Raw genomic sequence first — 14,905 nt, forward strand, 5'->3', positions numbered from 1 at the left:
GTCTGGAACTAGCAGCGCGCTCTGCCGTTCCCGAGACACAGTCCTGTGCGGCGCGGCCACTACTACAGAGCATGGTAGACCGTCGGCGACCCTGCTCCCGACCAGGTCCACCTGTGACGCGCGCCGAGTCCGGTTCGCGATGCGTTCACGGGGTAGTCACGATCAGGTGGGCGCGCGACATCTATCCAGCGACACATCCGCCGGTGAATCCGGGTTCCCGTATGAGCAAGAAACGCCGACCTTTAGGGTGGACGTAGATCGGTGCGCCACGTGCCCCCAACTGAACGCGGCGCATCACGGATCAACCGCAGCGAAACATCCCGCCGCCCACAACCGCATCGTTGACGAGAACGTCAGGAGAACCTCGGTCGTGTCAGTCACAGACGACATCCGCGCGCTCACTCAGCCGAACCACCCCGCCGACTGGACCGATCTGGACACCAGAGCCGTCGATACGGCCCGGATCCTCGCCGCGGACGCGGTGCAGAAGGTCGGCAACGGCCACCCGGGCACCGCGATGAGCCTGGCCCCGTTGGCGTACACGCTGTTTCAGCGCGTCATGCGCCTGGACCCGACCGACCCGGAGTGGGTGGGCCGCGACCGTTTCGTGCTGTCCTGCGGGCACTCCAGCCTGACCCTGTACGTGCAGCTGTACCTGGCGGGCATGGGCCTCGAGCTCTCCGATCTCGAGGCGCTGCGCACCTGGGGCGCGCTGACCCCGGGCCACCCGGAGTACCGCCACACCGATCACGTCGAGATCACCACCGGCCCGCTGGGTCAGGGTCTGGCCTCCGCGGTCGGCATGTCGATGGCCTCGCGGCGTGAGCGCGGCCTGTTCGATCCCGCGGCGGCGCAGGGCAAGTCGGCGTTCGACCACTTCATCTACGTGATCGCCTCCGACGGCGACATGGAGGAGGGCGTCACCTCCGAGGCGTCCTCGCTGGCGGGCACCCAGCAGCTGGGCAACCTGATCGTCTTCTACGACGACAACAAGATCTCCATCGAGGACGACACCCGCATCGCCTTCACCGAGGATGTCGCGGCGCGCTACCGCGCCTACGGCTGGCATGTGCAGACCATCGAGGGCGGCGAGAACGTCACCGCCATCGAGGCGGCCATCGCCGAGGCGCAGTCGGTGACCGACAAGCCCTCGATCATCCTGCTGCGCACCATCATCGGCTACCCGGCCCCGAAGAAGATGAACACCGGTGCCGCGCACGGTGCCGCGCTGGGCGCCGAGGAGGTGGCGGCCACCAAGAAGATCCTGGGCTTCGACCCGGACAAGAGCTTCGAGGTCGATCCGGCGGTCATCGCGCACTCGCGCGGCAATGTCGCCGATCGCGCCAAGTCCGCGCGCGCGGCCTGGCAGGAGCAGTTCGACGCGTGGGCCGCGGCCAATCCGGAGAACAAGGCGCTGTTCGATCGCCTGCAGCAGCGGGCGCTGCCCGCGGGCTGGGCCGAGGCGCTGCCGACCCACGCGCCCGACCCCAAGGGCATGGCCACCCGCAAGGCGTCGGGCAAGGTGCTCGAGGCGCTGGCGCCGGTGCTGCCGGAGCTGTGGGGCGGTTCGGCCGACCTCGCGGAATCCAACAACACCACCATGCCGGGCGCGCCGAGCTTCGGCCCGGAGGCCATCTCCACCAGCCACTGGTCGGCCAACCCGTACGGGCGCACGCTGCACTTCGGTGTGCGTGAGCACGCGATGGGCTCGATCCTCAATGGCATCGCCCTGCACGGACCGACCCGTCCCTACGGTGGCACCTTCCTGGTGTTCTCCGATTACATGCGTCCCGCGGTGCGCCTGGGCGCGCTCATGCGCACCCCGGTCACCTACGTGTGGACCCACGACTCCATCGGCCTGGGCGAGGACGGCCCCACCCACCAGCCGATCGAGCATCTCGCCGCCCTCCGGGCGATTCCGGGCCTGAACGTGGTCCGCCCCGGCGACGCCAACGAGACCACCTACGCCTGGCGCACCATCCTGGAACGCGATAGCGCCGAACGGCATTCGCACTTCCTGGTCTCCGAGCCCCCGCACCAGGACGGCCCGTCCGCGCTGGCGCTGACCCGCCAGGATCTGCCGATCCTGGCGGGCACCAGCTACGAAGGTGTCCGCAAGGGCGGTTACATCCTGGCCGAATCCTCCACCGCCACACCGCAGGTGATCCTGATCGCCACCGGTTCGGAACTGCAGCTCGCGGTCGAGGCGCGGACTACGCTCGAGGCGCAGGGTATCGGCACCCGGGTGGTGTCCATGCCGTGTGTGGAGTGGTTCGACGCGCAGGAGCAGTCCTACCGCGATCAGGTGCTGCCGCCCGCGGTGCGCGCCCGGGTCTCGGTCGAGGCCGGGATCGCGATGCCGTGGCACCGGTTCACCGGGGACGCCGGTGAGAACGTCTCGATCGAGCACTTCGGTGCCTCGGCCGATTTCAAGACCCTGTTCCGCGAGTTCGGCATCACCGCCGACGCCGTCGTCGCCGCTGCCACCCGCTCGCTTGCCAAGGTGAAGGGATAAATTCCATGACCCAGAACTCGAACACCGCGGCCCTGTCGGCCGCCGGGGTCTCGGTGTGGCTGGACGATCTGTCGCGTGATCGCATCAAGTCCGGAAATCTCAAGGGCCTGATCGATACTCGCAATGTCGTCGGTGTCACCACCAACCCGACCATCTTCCAGGGCGCCCTCTCCAAGGGCCACGCCTACGACGAGCAGGTCAACGAGCTCGCCGCGCGCGGCGCCGATGTGGATTCGGCGATCCGCACCATCACCACCGATGACGTGCGCGCCGCCTGCGACGTGTTCGCCGATGTCTTCGCCGCCTCCAAGGGCCTCGACGGCCGGGTGTCCATCGAGGTGGATCCGCGCCTGGCCTTCGACACCGACGGCACGGTCGCGCAGGCGGTCGAGCTGTGGAAGATCGTGGACCGGCCCAACCTGTTCATCAAGATCCCGGCCACCGAGGCCGGGCTGCCCGCGATCACCCGCGTGATCTCCGAGGGCATCAGTGTGAACGTGACGCTGATCTTCTCGGTCAAGCGCTACATCGCGGTCATGGGCGCCTACCTCGACGGTCTGCGCAATGCGCTCACCGCCGGGCACGACCTGGCCAAGATCCGGTCCGTCGCCTCGTTCTTCGTCTCCCGTGTGGACACCGAGATCGACAAGCGGCTGGAAGCGATCGGCACCCCGGAGGCCCTCGAACTGCGCGGCAAGGCCGGAATCGCCAACGCGCAGTTGGCCTATGCCGCCTACCAGGACGTGTTCGACGGCGGCAAGCACACCGACGTCTTCGCCAAGCTGGCCTCGGCCGGCGGCGCGAACAAGCAGCGCGCGCTGTGGGCCTCGACCGGTGTGAAGAACCCGGAGTACTCCGATGTCATGTACGTGACCGAGCTGGTCGCCCCCGACACGGTGAACACGCTGCCGGAGAAGACCCTCGAGGCGGTCGCCGACCACGCCGAGATCGTGCCGAACTTCGCGGTCGGCAAGGCGCCCGAGGCGCAGGCGATCTTCGATCGGCTCGTCGCGGTCGGCATCGACCTCGATGACGTGTTCGGTGTGCTCGAGACCGAGGGCGTGGACAAGTTCGTGGCCTCGTGGAACGAGCTGCTCGTGGCCACCACCGAAAAGCTGCAGGTGGCGGGAGGCAACTGACAGTGGCTCGCGCGGCGACCACGGTCGCGACGCCGAACCCGCTGCGCGATGAGCGCGACAGCCGGGTTCCGCGTATCGCTGGACCGTGCAATGTGGTGATATTCGGCGTAACCGGTGACCTGTCGCGGCGCAAAGTGCTGCCAGCCATCTATGACCTGGCGAACCGGGGGCTGCTGCCCCCGGGCTTCTCGCTGGTCGGCTTCGCGCGCCGGGACTGGACCGACGAGGATTTCGCGAACCTGGTCCACGACTCGGTGACCGCCTCCTCACGGACGCCGTTCCGGGAGGAGGTGTGGCAGCAGCTGAAGGAGGGATTGCGTTTCGTCCGCGGCACATTCGAGGACGACGCGGCCTTCCACAAGCTGGCGACCACGCTCAAGGATCTGGACCGGGATCGCGGGACGGGCGGCAATACCGCCTTCTACCTGTCGATTCCGCCCGACGACTTCCCGGTCGTGCTCGAGCAGCTGTCCAAGAACGGGCTGGCCAAGAGCGCGGATGCGCCGGCCGGGCAGCCCGAACCGTGGCGGCGGGTGGTGATCGAGAAGCCCTTCGGTCACGACCTGAAGAGCGCCCAGGATCTGAACGCGCTGGTGAACACGGTGTTCCCGGAGCGGTCGGTGTTCCGCATCGACCACTATCTGGGCAAGGAGACGGTGCAGAACATTCTGGCGCTGCGCTTCGCCAACCAGCTGTGGGACCCGATCTGGAACGCCAACTATGTGGACCACGTGCAGATCACCATGGCCGAGGACATCGGGCTGGGCGGGCGCGCGGGCTACTACGACGGGATCGGCGCGGCCCGCGACGTCATCCAGAACCACCTGCTGCAGCTGCTGGCGTTGACGGCGATGGAAGAGCCGGTCTCGTTCCAGCCCAAGCAGCTGCAGATCGAGAAGATCAAGGTGCTCTCGGCGACGAAACTGGTTGCGCCGCTGGACGAGACGACCGCGCGCGGGCAGTACACCGCGGGCTGGCAGGGCAGCGAACCGGTGGTGGGTTTGTTGCAGGAGGAGGGGTTCGACCCCAATTCCCGCACCGAGACCTACGCGGCGATCACCCTGGCCGTGGAGACCCGCCGCTGGGCGGGGGTGCCGTTCTATCTGCGCACCGGAAAACGCTTGGGGCGGCGCGTCACCGAGATCGCGGTGGTGTTCAAACGCGCCCCGCATCTGCCCTTCGATCAGACCATGACCGAGGAGCTGGGGCAGAACGCGCTGGTCATCCGGGTGCAGCCGGATGAGGGCATCACCATGCGATTCGGGTCCAAGGTGCCCGGGTCCTCGATGGAGGTGCGCGATGTGAACATGGACTTCAGCTACGGCGAGGCGTTCACCGAGGACTCCCCCGAGGCCTACGAGCGGCTCATCCTCGATGTGCTGCTCGGGGTGCCGTCGCTGTTCCCGGTCAACGAAGAAGTCGAATTGTCCTGGCGCATCCTCGATCCCGCGCTCGACCACTGGGCCGCGACCGGTAAGCCCGACCCGTACGAGGCGGGCGGCTGGGGTCCGGAATCGGCCGACGAGATGCTCGCGCGCAGCGGGCGGGAATGGCGGCGACCGTGATCATCGACATGCCCGATACCGACACCCGCGAGGTGTCGAAACGTCTTGTGCAGCTGCGGGAATCCAATGGCGTGGTCACCATGGGGCGGGTGCTGACCCTGGTGGTGTGCACCCTGGACTCCTCCGAGGCCGAGGACGCCATCGACGCCGCCAATGACGCCAGCCGCGAGCACCCGTGCCGGGTGATAGTGCTGGCGCGCGGGGACCGCATGGCCCCGACCCGGTTGGACGCACAGATCCGCGTCGGCGGCGATGCCGGGGCGGCCGAGGTGATAGTGCTTCGGCTGCAAGGGGATCTGGTGCCCCACGAGGCGAGTGTGGTGATCCCGTTCCTGCTGCCCGACACCCCGGTGGTGGCGTGGTGGCCGCGAGGCGCGCCGGAGTTCCCGTCCAAGGATTCGGTGGGCCGCTTGGCGACGCGGCGCATCACCGACGCCACCTTCGCGCCGGACCCGCAGTCCACCATCAAGGGACGGCGGCAGTCCTACGCGCCCGGTGACACCGATCTGGCGTGGAGCCGCGTCACCTACTGGCGGGCGCTGCTGGCGGCGGCCCTGGATGAGGCGCCGTTCGAACCCGTTGAGTCGGTGACGATTTCGGGGCTGAAGGAAGAACCCGCGCTGGACATGCTGGCGGGCTGGTTGGCCGCGCGGCTGGACTGCCCGGTGGTGCGGCGCACCGGCGAGCTGAAGGTGGAGATGCACCGGGGCTCGGTGTCGATCTCCATCGCGCGCCCCCAGCACGGGCGCACCGCGACGCTGACCCGCACCGGTGAGCCCGATCAGCGGTTCGCGCTGGCTCGGCGCGAGACCAAGGACTGCCTGGCCGAGGAGTTGCGGCATCTGGACGCCGACGACATCTACGCCGAGGCCCTGACCGGAATCGAGAAGGTGACCTATGAGTAAGCCCGCGGTCGAAACCTATTCCGGCACCGACGAACTCGTGGCGGCGGCCGCGGCCCGCTTCGTCGCCGAGGTGGTGGAGGCCCAGCGCCTGCGCGGCTCGGCATCGGTGGTGCTCACCGGCGGCGGCACCGGCATCAAACTGCTGGAACTGGTGCGCGAGGCCCCCGGCGACATCGACTGGTCCAACCTCGACGTGTTCTGGGGCGACGAACGTTTCGTCCCCACCGGCGACCCGGACCGCAACGAGCTCCAGGCCCGCCAGGCACTACTCGACCACGTCCCGGTCGACCCGGCCCGCGTGCACCCCACCGAATCCTCCAGCGGCGACTACCCCGACCCGCTCGAAGCCGCCGGCGAGTACGCCGCCACCGTGCACGCCTACCTCGCCGAACACGGCCAGTTCGACCTGCACCTACTCGGCATGGGCGGTGAGGGCCACATCAATTCCCTGTTCCCCCACACCGCCGCCACCCGCGAGGAACACGAACTCGTAGTAGCCGAAACCCACTCCCCCAAGCCCCCGGCAGTCCGCATCACCTTGACCCTCCCCGCGATCCGCAAATCGCGGCACGTGGTGCTCATCGTCGGCGGCGAAGCCAAGGCCGCCGCCGTGGCCGCGGCACTGAATGGCGCTTCACCGCTGGACATTCCGGCCGCAGGCGCGATCGGCACCGAGTCCACCACCTGGCTCCTGGACGAGGCCACAGCCGCCGACCTGCCGCACTGACAACCGGATCCACCCGCCACAGGGGCGGTCTCGCATCCGCGAGGCCGCCCCTGCGCTGTGCACTGACCTGGTGGGCGGGTTGCCCGATCGAAACGGGTAGTGGGCTACTCGGGATTCGCAGGTGGGGGGTGGTTAGCGTCGGGGCAGGCGTCGAAAGGTTCGGCGTGGAGGGGGAATCATGATCGACATCATTACTCTTCGGGGGACCGGGGAGCAGCGGAACGACGATGGGACGCCGGCGGGGATGCTGCATGACGTTGCCAAGTTGTTGGATACCGAGAAGTTCTGGTGTTTCGAGCCGGATTGGCCTGCTTCGATCGGGCCGGATCCGAATGTGTGGGGGCCGTCGTTGGAGACGTCGGTGCGGCTGGGGGTGGCCGCGGGGGTGAAGGCGTTGCAGGATTCGCCGAATGTGTGTGGGCTGCTGAGTTATTCGCTGGGTGGGATTGTGGCCAGCACGATTCTGGAGGGGGCTCGGGCGGGGGTGTACACCAATACCGATGATTCGCCGTTGGAGATCGCGTTCGTGGTGAATATCGCCAATCCGATGCGGCGGGCCGGGCAGTCGGTGGGGAATCTGTGTGCGCCAACGACTTACGGACTGCACGGGATGCGAGGTGCCTGGCCGTTGGGGATCGATGTGCGCGAATACGCCAACCCCGATGACATCATCACCTCCTCCCCCGGTGATTCGCCGCTGCGCGCGATCGATACCGCGATCTCGCCGTTCTCGCTGGTGGAGGGTGCGCGGATCGGGAATCTGACGCCGGTGATCTTCCACGAGCTGCTGAACTTCCTGCTGATGGATCCGGCGGCGAACCTGGATCGCTATGCTGCCGCGGTACGTGGCCTGCTGGGTTATCTGACACCGTGGCCCGACGGCCAGCACGTGCTGTATTCCGGCCACAACATGCCGGGCACCGGCGTGCTGTGGACCACCCACGCGGCGGATTATCTCAACGCGAACTACTGAGCGCCGTTCGATGGTCGGTGCGATCGCCCAGAGGGCAAACGCACCGACCGGCTGGATCAGTCCTCGGTGAATTCGACGATGCTCACCGAAAACGGCAGTCGCTGCTCGACTTCGGTCCATCGCGACCTGCTGGTTGTGATGATCTCCCAGTCCAGGTAACGCGCGACGGCCACGATATGTGCCGCTGGCAGGTCGATCGGCCCGGCAGCGGCGGCGAGGAAATCGGCCAGTTCATCTGCGTCGTTCGCGGTGGCGAGGGCCGCGATCTGCATGGACTCGAGGTTCTCCACCACGCCGTTGACCTGCGTGCGTTGATCGTCCGATAAGCCGACGAGGCTCGCGGCCAGTGCCAGGATCGGGACCGCGACCCGAATGTCTCGACCGTCGAGGACGGCGATCAGGTTCGAGACATTCGGGTCGCCGAAGGCATAGGCGTGGATGACGGTGTCATCGAGAACGTAACCAGCGCTCATCCTTTCGCCGCCTGCCGTTGCGCCAGTCGTTCCTCGAGCCGGTCCGCCTGCCGCTCGGCCCACGCGACCGCGTTGGCATCCTGGCGATCGGCAGCGATGCGAGCCTCCCAGGCCAGTCGATTCCGGCTCTGCACCGAGCGGTAATGGCCGATCAGACGATTGATCACCGCATCCAGCGACTCGCCCGGCTTGGCTAGGGTCTGTAGCTCGTCACGAGTAGCCGGACGTGTGGTGATCGTGGTCTTATTCTCAGCCATGCCAAACAGCATATCGGTAATGCTCTGAGCATTACGGCGTTTTACCTGGGCGTCGTCGGCTTGCGTCGCATACCTTACCGACCGGTAGCCTCTGCTGACAGAATGACGGGGCGCTCGAGCGGGTGCGTGAACAAGGAGGTTGGCGCGTGGCATTCGGTGATTTTCAGAACGAGATCTACTTCAACGGGTTGCGCGGGGTGGTGCCGAGTCTGCCGGTGAGCTTCGCGGAGTTGGCCGAGCGGGCGCGGGCGGCGATGCCGCCGTCGGTGTATTCGTATGTGGCCGGGGGTGCGGGTGATGAGCGGACGCAGAACGCCAATGTTGCCGCCTTCGATCGGTGGGGTGTGGTGCCGCGCATGTTCGTCGGCGCCAAGCAGCGGGATCTGTCGGTGGATCTGTTCGGGATGACCTTGCCCGCACCGGTTTTCATGGCTCCGGTGGGGGTGATCGGGTTGTGTGCGCAGGATGGGCACGGGGATCTGGCCACGGCCAAGGCCGCCGCGCGGACCGGGGTGCCGATGGTGGCGTCGACGCTGACGGTGGATCCGATGGAGGAGGTGGCGGCCGAATTCGGGGATACGCCAGGGTTTTTCCAGCTCTACACCCCGACCGATCGCGATCTGGCCGCGAGCCTGGTGGAGCGGGCGGAGAAGGCCGGGTTCAAGGGCATCGTGGTCACGCTCGACACCTGGGTGACGGGCTGGCGGCCGCGTGATCTGTCCACCGGCAACTTCCCGCAGTTGCGCGGGCACTGCCTGGCGAACTATTTCACCGATCCGGTGTTCCGGGCCGGGCTCGCGCAGTCGCCCGAGCAGGATCCGCAGTCGGCGATCCTGCGCTGGATCCAGCTCTTCGGCAACCCGCTGACCTGGGATGATCTGCCGTGGCTGCGGTCGCTGACCACGCTGCCGCTGATCGTGAAGGGCGTCTGCCATCCCGAGGACGCCCGCCGGGCGAAGGATCTGGGCGTGGACGGCATCTACTGTTCCAATCACGGTGGCCGCCAAGCCAATGGCGGACTGCCCGCCCTGGACATGCTGCCCGAGGTGGTGGCCGCCGCCGACGGACTGCCGGTGCTGTTCGACTCGGGCATCCGCTCGGGCGCCGACATCATCAAGGCCCTCGCCCTGGGCGCGACCGCGGTCGGCATCGGCCGCCCCTACGCCTACGGTCTGGCGTTGGGTGGCGTGGACGGCATCGTCCATGTCCTGCGGACCCTGCTCGCCGAGGCCGACCTGATCATGGCCGTCGACGGCTATCCGACGCTGAAGGACCTGACGGCCGACGCACTGCGCCCGGTATCGGTCTAGACCTCGCGGGCGGCGGACCGACACTGTGCACTAGCCCGATAAGCGAGTTTCTGGCAATCGGCCGAATTGCGTTGAACGCCGGTATTTCCTGTTACACGGTGTCCTAGAGTCCGTGGCCACCACCGTTCGGTGGTGCCACCCCGACACAGGAATACCTATGCACATACGTGTTTTCCGCAGCCTGTTCGTCTCCTCCGCCGTCGCCTCCGCCGCCGTGCTCGCGCTGCCCGGCGCCGCGTGGGCGGCGGGGGCCATCGCTTTCGCACCCGCGGTGAATTCGCCCTCCGGTGGCTCGTTCCCGTCGTGGGGCCCCGGGCCCGCGCCCATCGGCACGGTCTCGGCCGACTTCGACGGCGACGGCAATCCCGATATCGTGGCCGCCGACTTCCAGGGCGACGGCCCGATTCTCATGAAGGGCAAGGGCGATGGCACCTTCGCCCCCGGCACCCGGGTCGGGTCGGTCGGCAACGGGTACGGGGCGATCACGGCCGGCGACCTCAACGGCGACGGCAAGCCCGACGTCATCGCGCAGGCGTGGACGCAGGTCGTGGTGTTCCTCAACAACGGCAACGGCACCTTCAAGGTGGGCCAGAAGTCCACGACCGTCGAGGGCGCGCAGCAGGAGGTGCTGGTCGCGGATGTGAACGGCGACGGGAAAACCGATGTGCTGAGCCTGCTTCCGATCGGGGTGCAGACCTGGCTGGGCAATGGCGACGGCACCTTGAAGGCGGGTGCGGTGACCACCTTCGGCGGCACACCCGGCACCTTCACCCTCGGCAAGTTCCATGCCGGCGCCAAGGTCGACATGGCCATCAACAACGATGTGACCCAGCAGGTCGAGGTGTTCTTCGGCAACGGCGACGGCAGCTTCACCCGCAAGGGGTCGAGCACCAGCGGCCTGATCACCGAGGACGTGCGCGCCGCCGACTTCGACGGCGACGGCATCGACGATGTCGTCACCGCGGACTCGTTCTCCTTCTCCACCACCGTGCTGGTCTCCGACGGCCAGGGCGGGTTCAAGAAGACCAACCGGGTCAACCTGTCGGGCCTGGGCCCGACCAGCATCGCGGTCGGCGACTTCAATCACGACGGCAAGGCCGATGCCGCCATGTCGGCGGTGCTGAACTCGAAGATGGTCATCTTCACCGGCAATGGCGACGGAACCCTCACCAAGACCGGCGAAGTCGCGGTGACCACCCAGCCGCAGACCCCCGTGGTGGCCGACTACAACAAGGACGGCAAGCCCGATATCGCCGTCGCCGGTGACGCCAACGAGGTGTCGTTCCTGAAGAACATCTCCTGATCGGCTAGTCCTGGATGCGCCGGAACGGGCGCGCGGATTCCAGGGCGTAGGCCGTTTCCAGCAGGGTGCGTTCGTCGCCGTGCGCCGCGGAGAACATGATTCCGATCGGCAGCCCGGCGGCGGACGCGCCCAGCGGCAGCGAAAGCGCCGGTGCGCCGGTCACATTCGCCAGGGGCGTGTAGGTGACGTAGGCGAGCAGCCGGTCGAAGACCTCGTCGAAGGGCTGGTCGGGGGCCAGGTAGCCGAGCTTGGGGGTCAGCGAGGCCAGGACCGGGGACACCACCAGTTCCAGGTCGCGGAAGGACTCGGCGTAGGCGCGGCGCAGGCGCGAAAGCCGGTACAGGACAGCGGGAGAACGCAGGACCGCACCGCGGAAGCGGGCGGCCAGACCCTGGGTGAAGGGGTCGAGTTTGCCCGCGTCGAAGCCGCGGTCGAGGGTCAGTTTGCCGGTGAGGCCCAGCAGGGCGGCCAGCATCTCCCAGTAGGTGGCGAAGTCGTCGGCGAAACCGGCGTCGACCGGGTAGGCGATGGGACGGACCTCGTGGCCGAGGCTCTCGAGGAGTTTGACGGTGTCGTCGAGGACGGTGCGGATCTGCGGATCCAGCGGCGCGCCGGTGATGGGTTCGGACAGAATGCCGATGCGTAGTCGGCGCTGGGCGGGACCTTCGACCAGACCGACCGGGGGTAAGGACGGGTTGCGCCAGAAGCGTTCGGCCGCAGCGAAATAGGTGGCGGTGTCGCGGACGGTGCGGGTGAGCACGCCCTCGGAGACGAGGTTGATCGGCATCGAGCGGGCCTGCGGGCCGTCGATGTGGCGGCCGCGGGTGGGCTTCAATCCGACCAGTCCGCAGCAGGCGGCGGGGATGCGGATCGAGCCGCCGCCGTCGTTGCCGTGCGCGATCGGGACCACGCCCGCCGCCACCAGCGCGGCCGAACCGCCCGAGGAGGCGCCGGAGGAGAATTCGGTGTCCCACGGGTTGCGGGTCGGGTCGGCGCCGACGAATTCGGTGGTCGCGTTCAACCCGAACTCGGGCAGCGTGGTCTTGCCGAGCACGGTCATGCCGCTGCCGAGGAACTGTTTCGCGTACGGCCCATCGGATTTCGCCGCTCGCGCGCGCCAGGCGGCGCTGCCGTGCTGGGTGGGCAGCCCGGCCAGGTCGGTGTTGTCCTTGACGTAGGTCGGCACGCCGTAGAGCAGGGCGTCGCGGTCGGTGGCCAGGCGCGGCGTATCCGGTTGCACCACAATCGCATTGAGCGCCGGATCGACGCGGGCCGCGCGTTCGCGGGCCGCCTTGGCGACCTCGGCGGCGCTGAGCTCGCCGCGCCGGATGAGCGCGGCCAATCCCACGCCGTCGTGGTCACCGAGGGCGTCATCGCCGAAGGCGTGAACTCGTGCGGTCATGAAACCGGGCCTCCTCATCGAACTCGTGCACCCGACTTCTGCCCGACCCTACACAAACTGGACGAACGAACAGCACGATTCGCGGCTCCGGCCCGGCCGATCACGTGTCAGCGATTGGTGATTTCGATGCGGCGCGGTTTGGTCTGCTCGCTCTTGGGCGCGCGCACGGTCAGCACGCCATCGGCCAGCCGCGCCGAGATATTGTCGGCATCGATGTCCTGCGGCAGGGTGACCCGATAGTCGAATTCACCGGTGCGCCGCGTGCGATGCCGGAAGATCCCTTCCTTCTCGACCTGCTTCACCTCGCCGCGGACGCGCAATTCCGCACCGAACAGCTCGATCTCGATATCGTCCTGGCGGACTCCGGGCACGTCGACCTGGACCAGGTAGGCGTCATCGGTTTCGGTCAGGTCCGCCGGCGGCATCCAGCGTCCCCGCAGGTCCTCGCGCGGCCCGAAGGTCTCGTCCATGAACTTGCTCATCTGTCCGAACAGATTGTCGAAGTCCCGGAACGGATCCCAGCGCGCGGGGGTCGAGGGGCTGTACTGCGAGCGGGGAACGGGTAGTGACATCTCGATTCCTTCTTTCTGATCTCCTGACTTCTCTGTTTCCGGCCGCACGTCCATCGGGCGGCCACCCGCAGCGGTTCCCGACAACACCCGCGCCAAACCGGACAATTGACCCGAATCCGAACTCAATGCGGCGGAAAGCGTTTCGGGCGTACCGGCACCCGGGAAACCCTGCGCCGATGCACGCCGAGGGCGAAACTGTGCGCATGGTGTTGATGCCGGGGACGGTCTTCGCCGGATTCACGATCGAGGCGCTGCTCGGGCGCGGCGGGATGGGCGAGGTGTATCGGGCGCGCCATCCGCGGCTGCCCCGGCAGGTGGCGGTGAAGGTCCTCACCGATGCCGCGGCTCAGGATCGGTCTTTCCGCAAGCTGTTCGACCGCGAGGCCGATCTGGCCGCGCGCACCAATCACCGCAATATCGTGACCGTCTTCGACCGCGGCGTGGCCGACGGGCGGCCGTGGATCTGCATGGAATTCGTGGACGGCACCGATGTGGCCAGGCTGTTGCGCGCAATCCCGGCGGGCTGCCGGTGCCCCAGGCCCTGCACATCGTGACCCAGGCGGCCGCGGGTCTCGACCACGCGCACCGGCAGGGTCTGCTGCACCGCGATATCAAGCCCGCCAATATCCTGCTCGCGCCGGGTGATCCGGGTGAGGGCGAGCGAGTGCTGGTGTCGGACTTCGGCATTGCCCGCAGCGTGGACCAGTCCACGGGGCTGACCAGCAGCGGCTCGATCCTGGCGACCATCGCATACGCCCCGCCCGAGACCTTCACCGACGCGACCGTCGGCCCGCGCGGGGACCTGTACTCCTTGGGCGTCACGCTGTTCGAGATGCTCACCGGCGCACTGCCCTATCCGCGCGCGAACCCGGCCGCGGTCATGCACGCCCACCTCTACGACCCGGTGCCCAAACCCACCGACCTACGCGCGGGCCTGCCCGACGCCTTCGACGCGGTCATCGCCCGTGCCCTGGCCAAGGACCCGGACCACCGCTTCGGCACCGCCCGCGACCTCGCGGCGGCCGCGATGGCCGCGCTGCAACCGGCCCGCTCGGCACCCGGACCGACAGCTGCCGCGCCACGGTCGAACCCGCCGCCTCCCCCGGGCGTGCCCGGACCGACCGTTACGGCTCGGCCCGCAGCCGTGCCCTCGGATCGGGCTCGGGGTCGGCGGCTGGTCGGGTGGGCGGTGGCGGTTGTCGTGGCTGCCGGAATCGTGCTCGGCTACAACGTTCTTCGCACACATCACAGCGAGCTGCCACCCTGTCCGACTACCGAGGCGCAGTCCACGCCTACGGGGTATCCGGGGCAGCCGACGGCGCCGCCGCTGGGTGTGGCCGCGGCGACGACGGCGCCGGTTGCGGGCGTGAACTGCCGCGTGGCCAGCTGAATTCGGTTAGGCGGTCACAGCTCCAGGCTCTTGAGACCCGAAAGCAAGAAACTGTTGACGGCGTCGGTCTGCTCGAGCTGGACGAGGTGGCCCGCGTTGGGGATTTCCACCACCTCGCGCAGGTCGGTGACATTGGCGCGCAGCGTGGCCAGGGGGTCGCGGCCGCTGAAACCTTCCATGTCCGGGTCGTTTTCGCCGTAGAGGAAGAAGGTGGGGACTTCGATCTTGGCGTCGGCGTAGGCGGCGGTGAGTTCCCAGTTGCGGTCGAGGTTGCGGTACCAGTTGAGGCCGCCGGTGAAGCCGGTGCGCTCGAAATCGGCGACCAGGGTGTCGAATTCGGGCTGGGAGAGCCACGGCCAGGGTAGGGCGGGGGC

The 14,905-nt window shown here is 68.0% G+C and carries 15 protein-coding genes; 10 read left to right on the forward strand and 5 right to left on the reverse strand.

The window, feature by feature from the left end; translation table 11 throughout:
• Positions 1–370: 370 nt before the first annotated feature.
• The 6 genes from tkt (at position 371) to ACAM49_RS18730 (ending at position 7,824) form a co-directional block, all read left to right on the forward strand.
• Positions 371–2,515: a transketolase gene (gene tkt, locus ACAM49_RS18705; RefSeq protein WP_369636812.1), complete on the forward strand. Its 2,145-nt coding sequence runs from the start codon at positions 371–373 to the stop codon at positions 2,513–2,515.
• A 5-nt stretch (positions 2,516–2,520) separates the two neighbouring features.
• The gene (tal, locus tag ACAM49_RS18710; RefSeq protein WP_369636813.1) at positions 2,521–3,654 is read left to right on the forward strand and encodes a transaldolase; all 1,134 of its coding nucleotides are present in this window, start codon (positions 2,521–2,523) and stop codon (positions 3,652–3,654) included.
• 2 nt (positions 3,655–3,656) lie between these two features.
• Positions 3,657–5,219 (forward strand): glucose-6-phosphate dehydrogenase, encoded by a 1,563-nt coding sequence (zwf, locus tag ACAM49_RS18715; RefSeq protein WP_369636814.1) that lies wholly within the window; start codon positions 3,657–3,659, stop codon positions 5,217–5,219.
• On the forward strand, positions 5,216–6,124 hold the full coding sequence (opcA, locus tag ACAM49_RS18720) for a glucose-6-phosphate dehydrogenase assembly protein OpcA (RefSeq protein ID WP_369636827.1): 909 nt from the start codon (positions 5,216–5,218) through the stop codon (positions 6,122–6,124). Before zwf ends, opcA begins: the two co-directional genes overlap by 4 nt.
• Complete coding sequence (gene pgl / locus ACAM49_RS18725; protein ID WP_369636815.1) at positions 6,117–6,851, forward strand: 6-phosphogluconolactonase; 735 nt, start codon at positions 6,117–6,119, stop codon at positions 6,849–6,851. Before opcA ends, pgl begins: the two co-directional genes overlap by 8 nt.
• Before the next feature lie 178 nt (positions 6,852–7,029).
• Entirely contained in the window at positions 7,030–7,824 is a 795-nt protein-coding gene (locus ACAM49_RS18730) for a hypothetical protein (RefSeq protein ID WP_369636816.1), read from the forward strand.
• A 56-nt stretch (positions 7,825–7,880) separates the two neighbouring features.
• Here ACAM49_RS18730 and ACAM49_RS18735 read toward each other — a convergent pair whose 3' ends face one another.
• Positions 7,881–8,297, reverse strand: coding sequence for a hypothetical protein (locus ACAM49_RS18735; protein WP_369636817.1), 417 nt, complete (start codon positions 8,295–8,297; stop codon positions 7,881–7,883).
• Positions 8,294–8,554, reverse strand: coding sequence for a hypothetical protein (locus ACAM49_RS18740; RefSeq protein ID WP_369636818.1), 261 nt, complete (start codon positions 8,552–8,554; stop codon positions 8,294–8,296). Before ACAM49_RS18740 ends, ACAM49_RS18735 begins: the two co-directional genes overlap by 4 nt.
• Before the next feature lie 146 nt (positions 8,555–8,700).
• On the opposite strand from ACAM49_RS18740, the gene ACAM49_RS18745 reads away from it, so the two are divergent.
• Both ACAM49_RS18745 and ACAM49_RS18750 read left to right on the forward strand, forming a co-directional pair.
• Positions 8,701–9,864 carry a lactate 2-monooxygenase gene (locus ACAM49_RS18745; RefSeq protein WP_369636819.1) on the forward strand — a complete coding sequence of 388 codons (1,164 nt, stop codon included), beginning with the start codon at positions 8,701–8,703 and terminating at the stop codon, positions 9,862–9,864.
• A gap of 157 nt (positions 9,865–10,021) precedes the next feature.
• A complete protein-coding gene (locus tag ACAM49_RS18750) occupies positions 10,022–11,167 on the forward strand; it encodes an FG-GAP repeat domain-containing protein (protein WP_369636820.1) in 1,146 nt (381 codons plus the stop codon).
• A gap of 4 nt (positions 11,168–11,171) precedes the next feature.
• Here ACAM49_RS18750 and ACAM49_RS18755 read toward each other — a convergent pair whose 3' ends face one another.
• Both ACAM49_RS18755 and ACAM49_RS18760 read right to left on the reverse strand, forming a co-directional pair.
• Positions 11,172–12,569, reverse strand: a complete 1,398-nt coding sequence (locus ACAM49_RS18755) for an amidase (protein ID WP_369636821.1) — start codon at positions 12,567–12,569, stop codon at positions 11,172–11,174.
• 107 nt (positions 12,570–12,676) lie between these two features.
• Positions 12,677–13,141, reverse strand: coding sequence for an Hsp20/alpha crystallin family protein (locus ACAM49_RS18760; protein ID WP_369636822.1), 465 nt, complete (start codon positions 13,139–13,141; stop codon positions 12,677–12,679).
• A 176-nt stretch (positions 13,142–13,317) separates the two neighbouring features.
• Here ACAM49_RS18760 and ACAM49_RS18765 point away from each other — a divergent pair, with 176 nt between their 5' ends.
• Together ACAM49_RS18765 and ACAM49_RS18770 are read left to right on the forward strand one after the other, a co-directional pair.
• Entirely contained in the window at positions 13,318–13,695 is a 378-nt protein-coding gene (locus tag ACAM49_RS18765) for a protein kinase (protein WP_369636823.1), read from the forward strand.
• A complete protein-coding gene (locus ACAM49_RS18770) occupies positions 13,671–14,531 on the forward strand; it encodes a serine/threonine-protein kinase (RefSeq protein WP_369636824.1) in 861 nt (286 codons plus the stop codon). Before ACAM49_RS18765 ends, ACAM49_RS18770 begins: the two co-directional genes overlap by 25 nt.
• Before the next feature lie 14 nt (positions 14,532–14,545).
• Here the strand turns inward: ACAM49_RS18770 and ACAM49_RS18775 are convergent.
• Positions 14,546–14,905: alpha/beta fold hydrolase (locus tag ACAM49_RS18775; RefSeq protein ID WP_369636825.1), on the reverse strand; the 360-nt coding region annotated here is incomplete at its 5' end.

Source organism: Nocardia sp. JMUB6875, assembly GCF_041154655.1.
Classification (GTDB): domain Bacteria; phylum Actinomycetota; class Actinomycetes; order Mycobacteriales; family Mycobacteriaceae; genus Nocardia.